The 14,216-nt window shown below is 68.7% G+C and carries 14 protein-coding genes and 1 tRNA gene; 7 read left to right on the top strand and 8 right to left on the bottom strand.

The features are described from left to right. Nucleotides 1-10: 10 nt before the first annotated feature. From gyrA to ACYVF7_RS00065, 3 genes are all read left to right on the top strand, one after another. A complete protein-coding gene (gene gyrA, locus ACYVF7_RS00075; RefSeq protein WP_460332861.1) occupies nucleotides 11-2,527 on the top strand; it encodes a DNA gyrase subunit A in 2,517 nt (838 codons plus the stop codon). A 37-nt stretch (nucleotides 2,528-2,564) separates the two neighbouring features. Then, nucleotides 2,565-3,512 carry a DUF3566 domain-containing protein gene (locus tag ACYVF7_RS00070; protein ID WP_460332858.1) on the top strand — a complete coding sequence of 316 codons (948 nt, stop codon included), beginning with the start codon at nucleotides 2,565-2,567 and terminating at the stop codon, nucleotides 3,510-3,512. Nucleotides 3,513-3,624: 112 nt separating this feature from the next. After that, nucleotides 3,625-3,698: transfer RNA gene (locus tag ACYVF7_RS00065), tRNA-Ile, on the top strand. Nucleotides 3,699-3,853: 155 nt separating this feature from the next. On the opposite strand, the gene ACYVF7_RS00060 is transcribed toward ACYVF7_RS00065, so the two are convergent. The 5 genes from ACYVF7_RS00060 to ACYVF7_RS00040 all read right to left on the bottom strand — a co-directional run bounded on the left by ACYVF7_RS00060 (nucleotide 3,854) and on the right by ACYVF7_RS00040 (nucleotide 7,938). Next, a complete protein-coding gene (locus tag ACYVF7_RS00060; protein ID WP_460332855.1) occupies nucleotides 3,854-4,384 on the bottom strand; it encodes a hypothetical protein in 531 nt (176 codons plus the stop codon). A gap of 372 nt (nucleotides 4,385-4,756) precedes the next feature. Beyond that, nucleotides 4,757-5,839, bottom strand: a complete 1,083-nt coding sequence (locus ACYVF7_RS00055; RefSeq protein WP_460332852.1) for a hypothetical protein — start codon at nucleotides 5,837-5,839, stop codon at nucleotides 4,757-4,759. A gap of 142 nt (nucleotides 5,840-5,981) precedes the next feature. Then, nucleotides 5,982-6,749 (bottom strand): alpha/beta fold hydrolase, encoded by a 768-nt coding sequence (locus ACYVF7_RS00050; RefSeq protein ID WP_460332847.1) that lies wholly within the window; start codon nucleotides 6,747-6,749, stop codon nucleotides 5,982-5,984. A 275-nt stretch (nucleotides 6,750-7,024) separates the two neighbouring features. Then, entirely contained in the window at nucleotides 7,025-7,198 is a 174-nt protein-coding gene (locus tag ACYVF7_RS00045; RefSeq protein ID WP_360882088.1) for a hydrophobic protein, read from the bottom strand. Between the two features lie 212 nt (nucleotides 7,199-7,410). Continuing rightward, on the bottom strand, nucleotides 7,411-7,938 hold the full coding sequence (locus ACYVF7_RS00040; RefSeq protein ID WP_460332844.1) for an XdhC family protein: 528 nt from the start codon (nucleotides 7,936-7,938) through the stop codon (nucleotides 7,411-7,413). A 97-nt stretch (nucleotides 7,939-8,035) separates the two neighbouring features. Between ACYVF7_RS00040 and ACYVF7_RS00035 the strand changes: the two genes are divergently transcribed. Then, nucleotides 8,036-9,016 (top strand): zinc-binding dehydrogenase, encoded by a 981-nt coding sequence (locus tag ACYVF7_RS00035; RefSeq protein WP_460332841.1) that lies wholly within the window; start codon nucleotides 8,036-8,038, stop codon nucleotides 9,014-9,016. 73 nt (nucleotides 9,017-9,089) lie between these two features. Here the strand turns inward: ACYVF7_RS00035 and ACYVF7_RS00030 are convergent, their stop codons facing one another. From ACYVF7_RS00030 to ACYVF7_RS00020, 3 genes are all read right to left on the bottom strand, one after another. Next, nucleotides 9,090-9,719 (bottom strand): HNH endonuclease family protein, encoded by a 630-nt coding sequence (locus tag ACYVF7_RS00030; RefSeq protein ID WP_460332838.1) that lies wholly within the window; start codon nucleotides 9,717-9,719, stop codon nucleotides 9,090-9,092. Nucleotides 9,720-9,984: 265 nt separating this feature from the next. After that, nucleotides 9,985-10,548, bottom strand: a complete 564-nt coding sequence (locus ACYVF7_RS00025) for a methylated-DNA--[protein]-cysteine S-methyltransferase (protein ID WP_460332835.1) — start codon at nucleotides 10,546-10,548, stop codon at nucleotides 9,985-9,987. A 151-nt stretch (nucleotides 10,549-10,699) separates the two neighbouring features. Next, entirely contained in the window at nucleotides 10,700-11,728 is a 1,029-nt protein-coding gene (locus ACYVF7_RS00020; protein WP_460332832.1) for a glycoside hydrolase family 25 protein, read from the bottom strand. A 375-nt stretch (nucleotides 11,729-12,103) separates the two neighbouring features. Here ACYVF7_RS00020 and ACYVF7_RS00015 point away from each other — a divergent pair, with 375 nt between their 5' ends. From ACYVF7_RS00015 to ACYVF7_RS00005, 3 genes are all read left to right on the top strand, one after another. Next, on the top strand, nucleotides 12,104-13,120 hold the full coding sequence (locus ACYVF7_RS00015; protein ID WP_460332829.1) for an MIP/aquaporin family protein: 1,017 nt from the start codon (nucleotides 12,104-12,106) through the stop codon (nucleotides 13,118-13,120). 123 nt (nucleotides 13,121-13,243) lie between these two features. Then, nucleotides 13,244-13,363, top strand: coding sequence for a DLW-39 family protein (locus ACYVF7_RS00010; protein WP_252785262.1), 120 nt, complete (start codon nucleotides 13,244-13,246; stop codon nucleotides 13,361-13,363). A gap of 43 nt (nucleotides 13,364-13,406) precedes the next feature. Further along, nucleotides 13,407-14,174: an HAD family hydrolase gene (locus ACYVF7_RS00005; protein ID WP_460332825.1), complete on the top strand. Its 768-nt coding sequence runs from the start codon at nucleotides 13,407-13,409 to the stop codon at nucleotides 14,172-14,174. Nucleotides 14,175-14,216: the final 42 nt, after the last annotated feature.

Below are 14,216 nucleotides of genomic sequence, written 5' to 3'. Positions count from 1 at the left end.
GAGGTTTCAGGTGACGGACGTTACCTTGCCGCCGGAAGGCCCGGCCGACCGGATCGAACCGGTCGACATCCAGGTCGAGATGCAGCGCAGCTATCTCGACTACGCGATGTCGGTCATCGTCGCGCGGGCGCTGCCCGAGGTGCGCGACGGTCTCAAGCCGGTGCACCGGCGCGTGCTCTACGCGATGTACGACGGCGGCTACCGCCCCGACCGCGGCTACTTCAAGTGCGCGCGCGTCGTCGGTGACGTCATGGGTAACTACCACCCCCACGGCGACAGCTCGATCTACGACACCGTCGTACGCCTGGCGCAGCCGTGGGCGATGCGTTACCCCCTGGTCGACGGCAACGGCAACTTCGGTTCCCCGGGCAACGACCCGGCCGCGGCCATGCGGTACACCGAGTGCCGGATGGCGCCGCTGGCCATGGAGATGCTGCGGGACATCGAGAAGGAGACCGTCGACTTCTCGCCCAACTACGACGGGCGCTCCCAGGAGCCCGACGTCCTCCCCAGCCGCTTCCCCAACCTGCTGGTCAACGGCTCGGCCGGCATCGCGGTCGGCATGGCCACCAACATCCCGCCGCACAACCTGCGCGAGGTGGCGGCCGGCGTCGAGTGGTACCTCGACAACTTCGAGGCGAACGACGAGGAGCTCCTCGACGCGCTCATCGAGCGGATCAAGGGCCCCGACTTCCCCACCTACGGCCTGATCGTCGGCCGCCGGGGCATCGAGGAGGCCTACCGTACGGGCCGCGGCCTGATCACCATGCGCGCGGTGGTCGAGGTCGAGGAGATCCAGGGCCGCACCTGCCTCGTCGTCAGCGAGCTGCCCTACCAGGTCAACCCCGACAACCTCGCTCTGAAGATCGCGGAGCAGGTGAAGGAAGGGAAGATCAGCGGTGTCGCCGACGTACGGGACGAGACCTCCGGCCGTACCGGCCAGCGCCTCGTCATCGTCCTGAAGCGGGACGCCGTCGCCAAGGTCGTCCTCAACAACCTGTACAAGCACACCCAGCTGCAGGAGACCTTCGGCGCGAACATGCTCGCCCTGGTCGACGGCGTGCCCCGCACGCTCCGCCTCGACCAGTTCGTCCGCCACTGGGTCGACCACCAGATCGAAGTGGTCATCCGGCGCACGCGCTTCCTGCTGCGCAAGGCCGAGGAGCGCGCCCACATCCTGCGCGGTCTGCTCAAGGCCCTCGACCGGATCGAAGAGGTCATCGCGCTGATCCGCCGCTCGCCGTCCGCTGCCGAGGCCCAGAACGGCCTGATGCAGCTGCTGGAGATCGACGAGATCCAGGCGCAGGCCATCCTCGACATGCAGCTGCGCAAGCTGGCCGCCCTGGAGCGCCAGCAGATCACCGATGAGTACGACAAGCTCATGGCGGAGATCGCCGACTACAACGACATCCTCGCCTCGCCGGATCGGCAGCGCTCGATCGTCGGTGACGAGCTGAAGGCCATCGTCGACAAGTACGGCGACGAACGCCGCACCCAGATCATCCCCTTCGAGGGCGATGTGTCGATGGAAGACCTCATCGCCGAAGAGGACGTCGTCGTCACCATCACCCGCGGCGGCTACGCCAAGCGCACCAAGACCGACATGTACCGTGCGCAGAAGCGCGGCGGTAAGGGCGTACGCGGCGCCCAGCTCAAACAGGACGACATCGTCGACCACTTCTTCGTGACGACGACCCACCACTGGATTCTGTTCTTCACGAATAAGGGTCGGGTATATCGGGCAAAAGCGTACGAATTGCCCGAGGCGGGCCGGGACAGCCGTGGTCAGCACGTGGCCAATCTGCTGGCCTTCCAGCCCGACGAGCGCATCGCCGAGGTCCTCGACCTGCGCGACTACGGCGTCTCCCCGTACCTCGTGCTCGCCACCAAGCAGGGCCGCGTCAAGAAGACCGACCTGTCGGCGTACGACTCGCCGCGTTCCGCCGGCCTCATCGCGATCAACCTCGATGAGGGCGACGAGGTCATCGCCGCCCGCCTGGTCTCACCCGAGGACGACCTGCTCATGGTCAGCAGCGGCGCGCAGGCAATCCGCTTCCCCGCCCGCGACGACGTCCTGCGCCCGATGGGACGCGCCACGGCCGGTGTCATCGGCATGCGCTTCGACGATGGCCAGGAAGTTCTCGATATGCACGTCGTCCTCGAAGGCGAGGACGTTCTGGTCGCCACCGAGGGTGGATACGCAAAACGCACCCCCGCCGACCAATACCCGATCCACGGTCGTGGGGGAAAGGGCGTACTGACCGCTAAGATCGTGGAGAATCGCGGCAGGTTGGTCGGTGCCCTCATGGTCAGGCCCGAGGATGAGGTGTACGCCATCACTGCCAGCGGTGGCGTGATCCGTACGCGAGCGGCCGAGATCAAGCAGTCTGGGCGCTCCACGATGGGGGTACGCCTAATGAATCTCGCCGATGGGGACAGCGTGGTCGCCATCGCGAGGAACGTGGAGTCCATCGAGGACACCGACGCTGAGCCGGACGCAGAGTCCGGGGAAGGGAGCGACGCGTGAGACGCCTGATGGCGCGTCGCCTCCCCGGGGAGGTTATATGACGGCCAACGCCGGAAAGGACGCCGACGGGAAGTCGGGGCGTTCCACCGGGGCAGGCGACAAGGGCGGTACGGGGAAGAAGACCAGCGCCGCGAACAAACCACCGACCGACGAGGTCACGGTCAAGAAGACCGACGACAAAGAGAAGGATGTGGAGCCGGCCGACAAGGCCGAGGACACGGTCGTCGACCTCGCGGCGAAGAAGGACGGCACCGAGGACACCGTCATGGACCTCAAGCTGCCGTCCAAGAACAAGAAGCCCGATCCCACGGGCGACGCCGCCGGAAGCAAGGACCGGCTCGTCTCCCGTGGATCGACGAGTGACGGGTCGGGCAAGGAAAAGTCGAACACCGGAGAAGCAGGCTCCGCCTCGGGTAGGACGACGTCCATGGACATTCCAAAGACGAGTCCGGGCTTCGGCGGCACCGGCTCTCCGGCGGGCTCCACGCCGTCCTACGGGTCCGGCTCCACGTCGTACGGGTCCGGCTCCGGCTCCGCCACCGCCCTCGAGCCCGCCCGGCGGCCGGCAGGCACCCCTTCGCCGCCCGACAAGACGGCCGGCCGGAAGTCCCCGCGCAAGGCCCACCTTCAGGTCGCGCGGTTCGAGCCGTGGTCGGTGATGAAGTTCAGCTTCATCATGTCACTGGTGTGCTTCCTGGTGCTGTTCGTCGCGGTCACCGTGCTCTACCTGATCCTGTCGGCGCTGGGCGTCTTCGACGCGCTCACCAACACGATCCAGGACCTGCAGGGCAAGACCAACGGCAAGGACGCCCTGAACCCCGCCAGTTGGTTCTCCGCGGCCCGCATCCTCGGCTACACCGCCCTGATCGGCACGCTCAACGTCCTCCTCATCACCGCACTCGCGACCGTCTGGTCGGTCATCTACAACATGGCCGCCGACCTCGTCGGCGGTGTGGAGGTCACGCTGAAGGAGGCCGACCAGTAATCCCGCGGCCGCCCCAGGACGGAAGACCGGATTCGATTTCCTGTTGGGGCCGACGATCGGGTACTGTTTCTCGACGTCGCCTCCTGGTCGTCCGAGCCGGGAGCAGCTGCACGGGCCTATAGCTCAGTCGGTTAGAGCGCATCCCTGATAAGGATGAGGCCGGTGGTTCAAGTCCACCTAGGCCCACCCAGGTCACAGCCCCCGCCGGGTCTCCGGCGGGGGCTTTTGACAGCAGTGGTGACGGCAACGGCCGGCTTTCGGCCCGCCAGAGCCGGGAGCATCCGGCTCGGGAATGGGCTCGGCAGCACCAGGTGGCGTGCCGCGGATTCACCAACAGGGTTCTACCGGTGTCGGTGTCGCCGCTTTCCGGGCCATTCCAGAACCAGCTCATCACCGGGAACGAGTGCCGCCCAGCGCCCGGCGGTGTCCTGGAGCGCCGTTGCGGCCCTGATGGCCTTCGACTCGTCGACTTTTGTATCGGGAAGCGTAGACAGTGCTTCCCGGGCCGCCTTGGCGACGGCGTCGATGGAGGTGAGTCGTTCCGCCGCGATGCGCTCCACCAGGCCCGCCATCAACTCCGCACGCTGCAACCGATCGGAGCGGGAGCGTATTGCCCGTTCTGAGCGTTCCTTGGCATGCGGCGGACGACGGCCGTCGAGATGCTCCATGCTGGAGAACACCGCCCCCGCGGCTACCGCTCCCCAGAAGCCGCCATCCTCCTCCATCTCGCGCTCGACGATGAAGTGGACCGCGTCGTGCGGGAGGTCAGGACCGGCCACTCCCTCATGCACGCGATACCGGACACCATCCGAACGCTCCACCACGCTGTACGAGCGCTTGCCGTCCGGCAGTCGAGGAAATCTCACCCGCATGCGTCCATGATCACATTGCCGCGCAACAGACTTTCGTACTCGCGCCGTTGGAATGACCTCGCGGTCTCGCGATCGAGCCTGGACGGATCAACGTTTTCGAGCGCTGGGACTCTCAGGAGGCCGTCGTGACCTTTCGCGGCAGCGGCCCCAGTGCGGAGCAGAGCGCGGCGATGCTCGCGGCGTCTGTGGCCGAGTACGACGTCGCGGACGTCCGCTCGCTGGCCTGACGCCTCCTCACGACCTGACGCCTCCTCACGTCCCGACCGTGCCCGCCGTCCCGGCCCCGTACGCCACCGACGAGCCTGCTGCCCGCAGGCTCCTGAGGGGTGGGTACGGGCCGGGAATGGAGTTCGCCGGCCCGTACCGGTCGTGTCAGTGGTTGCGGAAGTAGATTCCGCTGGAGTTGCCGGTGCTACGGGCGACCGCCTCGCCGGCGGCCCAGACGGTCGTGCCGTGCGCCGCGAGGGCGGACAGGGAGTTGTCGGCGCCTGCGGTCTGCGGCGGTTTCGTGACGGTCAGCTTGGAACCGACCTTGTGGACGAGGTCCGCGCTCCAGCGGCCACGGAGGAGCCACAGGCCGCCGGATCCGTCGGAGGCCACCTTGGCGTACGAGTGGGACTCCTTCGCGTCCACGGCCACGCTCCAGGTCCGGCCGTTCCAGTGCATGATGAGCGGCTTGGCGCAGATGCTGTCGCCGTCCTCCCCGCAGTACCGCTCGAGTCCGCCGACCGCCCACACGTTCTTCGACGACAGGGCGAGGACGTCGTAGAGGATGCCCCGCGCGTTGGTGCCGGCGAGCTTGATCTTCGGGGTCTTCACGAGCTTCCAGGAGGTGCCGTTCCAGCTCATCACGGCCGGCTGCCGCTGGTAGGTGCCGACGGCCCAGACGTTCTTCGGCGATGAGGCGCCGACCGCGCTGGCGGCGGCCGGGACGGCGGTCCTCTTCCAGCTCTTGCCGGTCCAGTGCTCGGCGTATTTCGCGGGCGTCCCGTCACCGTTGTCGGCGCTGACCGCCCAGACGTTCGACGGGCTGATGGCGGCGGAGCCGGTAGGGACGAAGAAGTCGGGCAGGTTCGTCGTCGTCCACTTCTTGCCGTCCCAGTGACCGGCACGGTTGTTGCCGGAGCCGTAGGCCGTGAACATCCACACGTTCGTACTCGCCGAGACGGCGAGCGACTTGACACTGCCGGTGACCCCGGGGGGCACGGAGTGGGTCACCCATCTCTTACCGGAGAGGTGCTGCACCAAGGGGATCGTCTTGTTGCCGACGCCCTGGTAGCCGCCCGCCCATGCGCTCCCGCCGGCGCTGATGGACAGGGCGGTCACCGAGTTCGAGGTCGGCAGGTCGTTCTTCTGGGCGAGCTTCCACGGGGAGGTGGCGGCATCTGCCTGGCCGCCGGCCAACACACCGGTCAACATGGCCGCGGCGGCCGCACCGGCGAGCGTCTTTCGCATGCGTCTTCCTCCCAGAAACGACGAGCGCGGCGCTCGAAACGGAGGCCGTCCGGAACGCCGCTTTTCATGATCAAGACGCCCTGCGAAAACCTCCGGTTTACCGGCCGGTGGGATGGGGCCGGGCGGTCCCGGCTGCGACGGCCTACACCTGAGAAGCGTCGTCGAGGAAGTCGGCGATCGCCGTGCCGAGGTCCGGCTTGGTGACCGCGCTCATGTGGTCGCCGGGCACGACGGCGTGCCGGGCGTTCGCCAGGGCCTCGGTCAGCGCCTCGGCGGAGCCGTTGTCGCGGTCCTTGTCGCCCGCGAGGACGAGGGTCGGCACCTCGATCCGGCCGAGCTCCTCGCGTGGCGTGTCGACGAACGTGTCGAGGACGTGGAGCAGCGCCACCGGGTCGCCGCCGACCGTCTTCAGGAAGGCCTCCGCCATCCACTCTGACGTGCCGCGCTCGAACGTGCCGAGGCCGGTGAGGATCCGGCGGAAGTGGTCGCCGCGCTGGCCGGTGTCGACGATGCCTTCCAGCCCCATTCCGGCCAGGATCGTCCGGCGAGGTGTCGCGCCCCGGGCCAGCATCCGTACGGTCGTCCGGGCGCCCAGCGAATAGCCGCCGAGGTCGTAGTCGGTGAGCCCGAGGTGGTCGATGAGCGCGAAGCCGTCGTCGGCCAGCACGTCGGGCGGGTAGGCGGAGGGGGCGTGCGGCTTGGCGCTGTCGCCGTGCCCCCGCAGGTCCGGCATGATCACGCGATGGCCGCGCGCCGCGATCGCCGCGGCGTGGCCGTAGCGGATCCAGTTGACCGTCGCGGTGGAGAAGTAGCCGTGGATCAGCACCACGGGCCGGCCGTCTCCCAGCTCGCGGTAGGCGAGCTTGGCGCCGTCGTGGCCCTCGAACCATTGGACGGGAAGGTCGGTCATGCCACCGCTTTTCTCTGGGGGATGCAGTCGTCGCCGACTATCTCATGAGTGTCACGTGTCTCATCCATCAGGGTCGTGCGGCGCTTGCCTCGGGAGCGGATGTGCTCGCTGTTTCCTCGTAATTGACCGCTTATTTTCAGTAAACAACAACGAAGCAAAATTCCGGCACCGTTCAGTGCGCCGAGAGGTACGGGAAACTCATCGTCCAGCACGCATTCCGGCGACCGTCCGCTCCGATGGAGAGACGGTCGCCGGAGGTCAGAAGGGCGTGGAGGTCACCATCGATACCAGCGGCGGCGCGGGCCGCCGGCCGCCTCGGAGCCGTGGAGGACGAAGCCGAGTAGCCACAGCACCAGGACGGCGAGCGCGATGTACCAGAGGACGTGGACGGCGAAACCGGCGCCACCGAGGATAAGCGCGAGGATCAGAACGGCGATCACGATGCCCATTTCATTCTCCTTTCGAGATGGCGCTTTCTTCATCACCATTAGGAATCGGGCTAAACATGAACGTCGCCGGACCAGGGCGCATGCGGCTGAGCACAACGATTTGTGCGGGCGCGAACTCGGGGCGTGAACTCGCCCGCGAGCCCCGCGAGCCCCGCGAGCCCCGCGAGCCCCGCGAGCCCGCGAATCCGCGAAACCCCGGCGCCTCCGGGGGATCAGAAGGCGAAGCCGCCGGGCCGTCCGTTGCGGTCGGCGAGGAGCCCGGCCAGCGTGGCGACGGCGATCTCCGGAGGCGTACGAGAGCCGATGTTGAGCCCGACCGGCCGGTGCACGCGGGCGATCTCCTCCGCCGGAACGCCCAGCGCGGTCAGCAGGCGTACGTGTGGTCCTTCATGGCGCGGGTTGCCCATCACGCCGATCCACCGGACCCGCCGGGTCAGCAGGTCGCGCAGGACGACGCCCAGCTCGGGCCGGTGATGGTCGGTGACGACGACGTCCGCCGTACCGTCGAGGCCGGACGGCGGGGTGGTGACCACCTCGGCGGAGCCAGCGGCCACGACCGCGGCCCGCTCCGGGTCGGGCTCCAGTAGCAGGCACCGGAATCCGAGCTCCGTGCCGAACCGCATCAGGAAGCCGGCCACCGGAGACGCGAACACGGCGATGAGCGTACGGTCGTCCGCCACGCCGGGCGCCTGACCGTGCGCGGCGGCACACGCGGGGTCGTGCTCGTGGTCGTCGGCCATGTCGCCAGTCTCGCATCGTTCGGCCGGCGCGTTGACCTGAATCATGGTTGAGGTTGCAGGGTGGACGCGCACGTACCGACCGAATGAGGAGAACGCTGTGCACGCCATCCGTCAGCAAGAGTTCGGGCCGCCGGAGAACCTGCGTTACGAGGAGGTCCCCGATCCACGGCCCGGCGCGGGTCAGGTCGGGATCGCCGTACGGGCGTGCGGGGTGCACCTGGTCGACACGATGCTCCGCAAGGGCTCGTACGAGGGGCCGTTCGGGCTCCCGGAGCTGCCGATGACGCCCGGGCGCGAGGTGGCCGGCGTCGTCGACGAGCTCGGCGACGACGTCGAGGAGGCGTGGCTCGGCCGGAGCGTGGTGGTCCACCTCGGCATGGCGAGCGGCGGATATGCCGAACGCGCCGTCGCGAACGTCGCCGACCTGCACCCTCTCCCCGACGGGCTCGACTACGGCGCCGCCGTGGCGATGGTCGGAACCGGCCGGATGACGATCGGCATCCTCGACGTCGCGCAGCCGACGGCGGACGACGTCGTACTGGTGACGGCGGCCGCCGGGGGGATCGGCACGCTGCTCGTCCAGGCCGTGCGGAACGCCGGCGCCACGGTCGTCGGTGTCGCCGGCGGCGACGCCAAGGTCGCGCGGGTACGGGAGTCGGGGGCGACGATCGCGGCCGACTACACGGTGCCGGACTGGACCGACCGGGTCCGGGAGTCCCTGGACGGCCGCGGGGTCACTCTGGTGCTGGACGGCGTCGGCGGCGAGGCGGGCCAGGCCGCGTTCGAGCTGCTGGCGCCCGGTGGACGGCTGGTCCTCTTCGGCTGGTCCGCGGGCGAACCGGTCCAGTTCACGTCGGCCGACCTGTTCAAGCGTGGCCTGTCGGCCTCCGTGGCGCTCGGCCCGGGGATCTTTCGCCGCCCGGGCGGTCTGCGCGGCCTTCAGGAGAGGGCGCTGGCGGAGGCCGCGGAGGGGCGCCTGGTGCCCGCCGTGCAGACGTTCCCCTTGAAGGACGCCCCGGCGGCGCACCGGGCACTGGAGACGCGCGCCACCGTCGGCAAGGTGGTGCTGGTGCCGTGAGCGGACCGCCCGCCCTGAGCAGGGCGGGCGGTCCGAGGCGCACGTCAGGGCGGGTCTTGGCGTGCCCAGGGCCTCAGCAGCCCTTGAGGACCGCGCTGATCGCCTTCTTCTCGGCCGAGTCCACGGACAGGCCCCAGACGTATTTGACGTTGACGTAGGCCCGGATGTACGTGCACCGGAAGGCGCGGCGAGGCGGCAGCCAACGCGCCGGGTCCTTGCCGCCCTTCTGCCGGTTGATGGGGTCGTCGGCGGTCCACAGCTCTGGATGCCGCAGGTCGTTGGCGAAGGCACGGCGCTTCGCGGTGCTCCAGGACCGCGCTCCGGAGCGCCAGGCCTCCGCGAGTGCCACGAGGTGCTCGATGTCGACCTTGTGGGGGTTCGTGAGGTACTTCCCGTCATACGGGCTGTACCAGCGGCCCTTGGTCGGGTAGCAGTCGGAGCCGACGCGGACCTTCGCGCCGTCGCGCTTCAGCACGACCTCGCGGGTGTTGCAGTTGTGGCCCTGGTCGATCCACTGGGGGAACTTCGCCCGGCTGTACCCGGACAGCGAGCCTTCCCGCCGGACCTTCAGCTTGGCGAGTTCCTTCTTGACGGTCGCGGTGCTCGGTGGCGGTGGCGGTGCGGCGGAGGCGGGAGTGGCGAGGACGACGGACAGGAGGGGCAGGGCGGGCAGGAGGGCGGTGACGGCGATCGCGCGCTTCACGGGCAATCTCCTCTCTGGGGCTTCCCAAGCGCGAGAGTCGCTCCCCAGAGCCACGCCGGAGCGAGCGGTAAGTGAATCCGAAATGGCGGTATGTGAGGAAAACAGCTAACAAACTTCATTTGCAGGGCTTTGCGAGATGTGTCAGTGCTCCGGATATGCCGCCTGACCTCGACGAACGGTTCTGAGGTAACGGCGAGACGCCCGTACGGTTACCGGGGACCGTCGGAAGGCGACAGAGACGAGCCGCTCGTACGGCGGGGCCTCGTCAGCCCGGGCCCGTCCAATCGAGGGTGGGCGGGAGGACGCCTTCCAACGTCAGCAGCCAGCGCTTGACGTCGAGGCCGACCGATCCGAACCCGCCGAGCCCGTCGGCGGCGACGACCCGGTGACACGGCACGAGCAGCGAGATCGGGTTGGTCGACATGATCGTGCCGACCGTACGGGCGGCGTATCCCGGCTCGGCCGGCTCCTCCTCGAACACGCCGCTGCGCTCGGCGAGCACCCCGTACGTGATGGTCTCGCCGTAGCCGACCGTTCGCTGGAGCGTTCGCAGGACGGTCGACTGGATCCCCGAGGTCGACCGCCAGTCGATCGGCAGGTCGAGCTCCCGGCGCAGGCCGGCGAAGTACTCGGTGATCCGGCTCACCACGGCCGCGGCCCGGCGGTCGTCGGACGGGTTCGCGATCTGCGGGCCGGCGGGGAGCCCGGCGGCCCCGCCGGCGGTGTAGGCCGCCGCGACCACTCCCCGGTCCGTCACCGCGACCCGCAGGTCGCCCGTGGCAAGAGGGGTTCGCACGGTGACCCACGCCAGGGACCTGTCGACGTGCATGCGGTGACACTACTCGTGATGATCACCGCTCGACCATCGACAGGTTATCCACAAGAGCTGTGGACAACTCGGTGGCTACAGGGGGAGATACCGGGCGCGCCGGGTGCTGAGGCGGCGGGTTTTCCACAGGCAGTGGAGAACCGGCCGTCGCTCAGTACGCCAGGAGGGTGAGGCCTGCAATCGTCGACCCGGACACCGTGATGGGCACCGGGTTCGGATTGTGGACACGGAGGCGGAACCGCACGTCACCGGCGATCCCCACCTGGCCCGAGTGCGATACCGCGAGGCCGCCCGTCGAGTCGGCACGGTAGGTCACGCGCCACGCGTCATCCTTCACCGTGGTGCCGTCCCGCGTCATCCGTGTCCACATGATGTCCACGGGATCGTCGGGACGCATCCCGGACACCCGTACGAGGGCGTCCCCCACGACCCAGTACGGCGCGTCGACGATCACCGAGGAGTCGTCGGCGGCGTGCACGCCATGCCGGTCGGTGTACTCGGTGTGCCAGGCGATCGACTCCGTCGCCCCGGGCGCGACGCTCTGGTCCCGGCCCGCTCCGAGACTGACGACGATGGCCGTGTCGTCCCGCCCGCCGATCCCGTACGCGCGAAGCGCCGCCGCCGTGGAGACGTTCGCCACATCGGCGTCGATCGGGTCCTGGTCGTACTGATGCAGCAGCCAGTGCTTCCACGGCGCCGGAACTCGCGGCTTGCCCGCCGTACGGGACGGGTCGGCGATCCACAGGGGATGGCCGCCGAGTCCGGCGCAGTTCCCCTCTTGGGCGAAGGACAGGAACGTGTAGAGGATGGGGTCGCAGCCGGTCGCCTTCGCCACTCGTGAGCACCACGTTCGCGCCCACGAGGAGACGTGCGCGGGGGACTTCCCGTCGGTCCGCTCGAGGTCCAGCACCAGGAGGTCGCCGGCCTCCAGCCCCCGCGGCCGTACGGTGCTGAGGAAGAAGTCCGCCTCAGCGCTCGCGTCGTTGCCCGGGTGCGCGAAGTGGTAGACACCGCGGACCAGGCCGATTCGCCGCAGTTCACTCCAGTTCCGGGAGAACTTCGAATCCCGGATCGTACGGCCCTCGGTCGCCTTCGCGACGGCGAAGGCCAGGCCCTTGCGCTTCCACGCGTCCCAGTCGACCGTGCCCTCATAGCTGGAGACGTCGATGCCCTTCAGCATGCTCTCCTCCGCCGGATATCGGGAGTTTGAAGCAAATGCCCGGTGCGGCGCCGAACAACCGCGCCATCCAGATGATCCGCGACCCGCCGGGGGAATCGGCGCCGTAGGACCATCGCGTGCGGCGCGCCGGGAGAGGGGGTGGCTTGAGTGGACAGCGAGGGGGGTAAGTCATGAGTTGTTGCAGGTCGTGCGGATATGCGGGGGTGTTTCGCCGGCTGCCGATCGCTCCTGTGGTGTCGGTGTCTGCTTCCTCCGCTGGCCGCCGCCGTCGGTCGGTCCATCGGCGTCAGCCGCTCCTGTGGGGGACGGATTCACGCCGAAGAGGCCGCTCCGTGACGGCGGTGATCCGCTCCCGGAGAGGAGACGCGATCGGCCATGGCGACTGTGGGAGAGATTCGACGTCCCAGTGGCATCCCGTTCGGGCGGCTACGGGCCCGACTCGGCGGAGAACTCCTCGCCGAATTCTTCGGCACCTTCATCCTGATCCTGTTCGGTGACGGCTCGGTCGCGGTCGCCGTCGCCGGCCTACCCGGCTCCGGTCGGCAGAACCTCGCCCTCGCCCCCTTCGGCCCCGCCAACTGGCTCATCATCATCTGGGGCTGGGGGCTCGGGGTCGCCTTCGCGGTGTACGCCGCCGGCGGGGTGAGCGGAGCGCACATCAACCCGGCGGTCACCCTGAGCTTCGCCCTGCGCCGGGGCTTCCCCTGGCGAAAGGTCGTCCCGTACTGGTTCGCGCAGGTCACCGGTGCCTTCTGCGGCGCCGCCCTTGTCTACGCGGTGTACTGGGGCGCCATCGACTGGTTCACCAGCACACATCACACCACGAGGGGGCAGTCGCTCGACACGTTCGCGATATTCGCGACGTTCCCCGCTAAATACTGGAACGGGTCCTGGGGCGGTCCGTTCGTCGACCAGATCGTCGGCACCGCGATCCTCGTCGCGCTCGTCGCGGCGCTGATCGACAACCGGAACAACGCACCGAAGGGCAACACTTCGGCACTGATGATCGGACTGGTCGTCGCGGGGATCGGGCTGACCTACGGCGTCAACGCCGGATACGCCATCAACCCGGCCCGCGATTTCGGCCCGCGCCTCTTCAGCTATGCGCTCGGGTGGGGACCGATCGCGTTGCCCGGGCGTTTCCAATGGTTCGACAACTACTGGTGGATACCGATCGCAGGCCCTCTGATCGGAGGCATCATCGGAATCCTCTTCTACGACTTCTTCATCGGGCAGGTGCTCACCGCCCGCGCGGCGCTCCCGGTGGAGCCCGAGCCGGGACGGGTCCCCGAACCCGAGCCGGAGGAGATCCGAAGCCGGCCCACGGGACGCACCGGTGACAGCACCTCCGAGCGCCCGGAGGGAACCAGAAGGTCCCGTCATGCACGGTAGACCTGCTGCGGGATCACGACACGCCGGATGATCGGTGACGCGCCGGGGGAAGCGACGCGGGGTCATCTGGTGGTTGCTAGGCTGCGAGGGCAGTGCTAGTCGAGGTTTGAAGGGGTTCCCATCGTGAAGAAGCTCATTGTTCTCGCGCTGGTCGCCCTCGGTGGATTCGCGGTTTGGCGCCGGCTTCAGCAGGACCGGGCCGAGCTGGACCTGTGGACCGAGGCGACGTCGTCCGACAGCTGAGAGATGTTTTCAACGTGCCGGCGAGGTAAAACGGGGGGCGGGCGTGGGCGACGAGTCGCGAATCACGCTCGCCTGTCTTGACCTCGCCGGTACGACCGTCGCGGACGACGGGATAGGCGAGCGAGCCTTCAGCGAGGCACTGGCCACCCAGGGCATCGTCTCCGGCACCGACACCTACAACCGGGCCATGACCCGCGTGCACGCCGCGCGAGGCAGGTCCAAGCTCGACATCTTCCGCGAGGTCTTCGCCGACGAGGACCGCGCCCAGGCGGCCAACCACGCGTTCGAGCAGGCGTACGACTCGATCATCGACCGCGTCGGCCTGTCCCCGATACCCGGCGCCGAGACGGCGATCGACGCCCTGGCCGCGTCCGGCGTGCGCATCTGCCTGATGACCGGCTTCAGCAGCCGGACACTCGGCCACATCATCGACACCCTCGGCTGGTGGAAACGAGCCGACCTGCTCCTCTGCCCCGCCGACGCGGGCGGCCGCGGCCGCCCGTACCCAGACATGATCCTCACCGCCGCGCTGCATGTGAAGGTCGACGACGTCCGCCACATCGCGGTCTGCGGCGACACCGAGAGCGACATGCGCAGCGGCCGCCGCTCCGGCGCCGCCATCGTCGCCGGCACCCTCACCGGCGCCCACGACCGCACTCGCCTCGAGACCGCCGGCGCCACCCACGTGATCGGCAGCATCGCCGAGCTCCCCATGCTCGTGGAAGGTTTCCGGGGACCTGCCCACGACGATCCACGGGGACCACATGGCACCATGGCGAGCGGGCACTCCTCCTCCCCCGGTAGGCTGTAGGACGATCTCCAGGGGCCATAGCTCAGTTGGCAGAGCGCCTGC

The sequence above is a fragment of the Actinoallomurus acanthiterrae genome (assembly GCF_054775715.1).
The sequence above is the reverse complement of the archived record's forward strand: the minus strand, read 5'-3'. Positions and strand labels throughout refer to the sequence as shown.

Bases quoted from the DNA above. Each gene is read 5' to 3' on its own strand.
- ACYVF7_RS00070 (WP_460332858.1), top strand. From the start codon at position 2,565: ATGACGGCCAACGCCGGAAAGGACGCCGACGGGAAGTCGGGGCGTTCC.
- ACYVF7_RS00060 (WP_460332855.1), bottom strand. From the start codon at position 4,384: ATGCGGGTGAGATTTCCTCGACTGCCGGACGGCAAGCGCTCGTACAGC.
- ACYVF7_RS00055 (WP_460332852.1), bottom strand. From the start codon at position 5,839: ATGCGAAAGACGCTCGCCGGTGCGGCCGCCGCGGCCATGTTGACCGGT.
- ACYVF7_RS00050 (WP_460332847.1), bottom strand. From the start codon at position 6,749: ATGACCGACCTTCCCGTCCAATGGTTCGAGGGCCACGACGGCGCCAAG.
- ACYVF7_RS00045 (WP_360882088.1), bottom strand. From the start codon at position 7,198: ATGGGCATCGTGATCGCCGTTCTGATCCTCGCGCTTATCCTCGGTGGC.
- ACYVF7_RS00040 (WP_460332844.1), bottom strand. From the start codon at position 7,938: ATGGCCGACGACCACGAGCACGACCCCGCGTGTGCCGCCGCGCACGGT.
- ACYVF7_RS00025 (WP_460332835.1), bottom strand. From the start codon at position 10,548: ATGCACGTCGACAGGTCCCTGGCGTGGGTCACCGTGCGAACCCCTCTT.
- ACYVF7_RS00020 (WP_460332832.1), bottom strand. From the start codon at position 11,728: ATGCTGAAGGGCATCGACGTCTCCAGCTATGAGGGCACGGTCGACTGG.
- ACYVF7_RS00015 (WP_460332829.1), top strand. From the start codon at position 12,104: ATGGCGACTGTGGGAGAGATTCGACGTCCCAGTGGCATCCCGTTCGGG.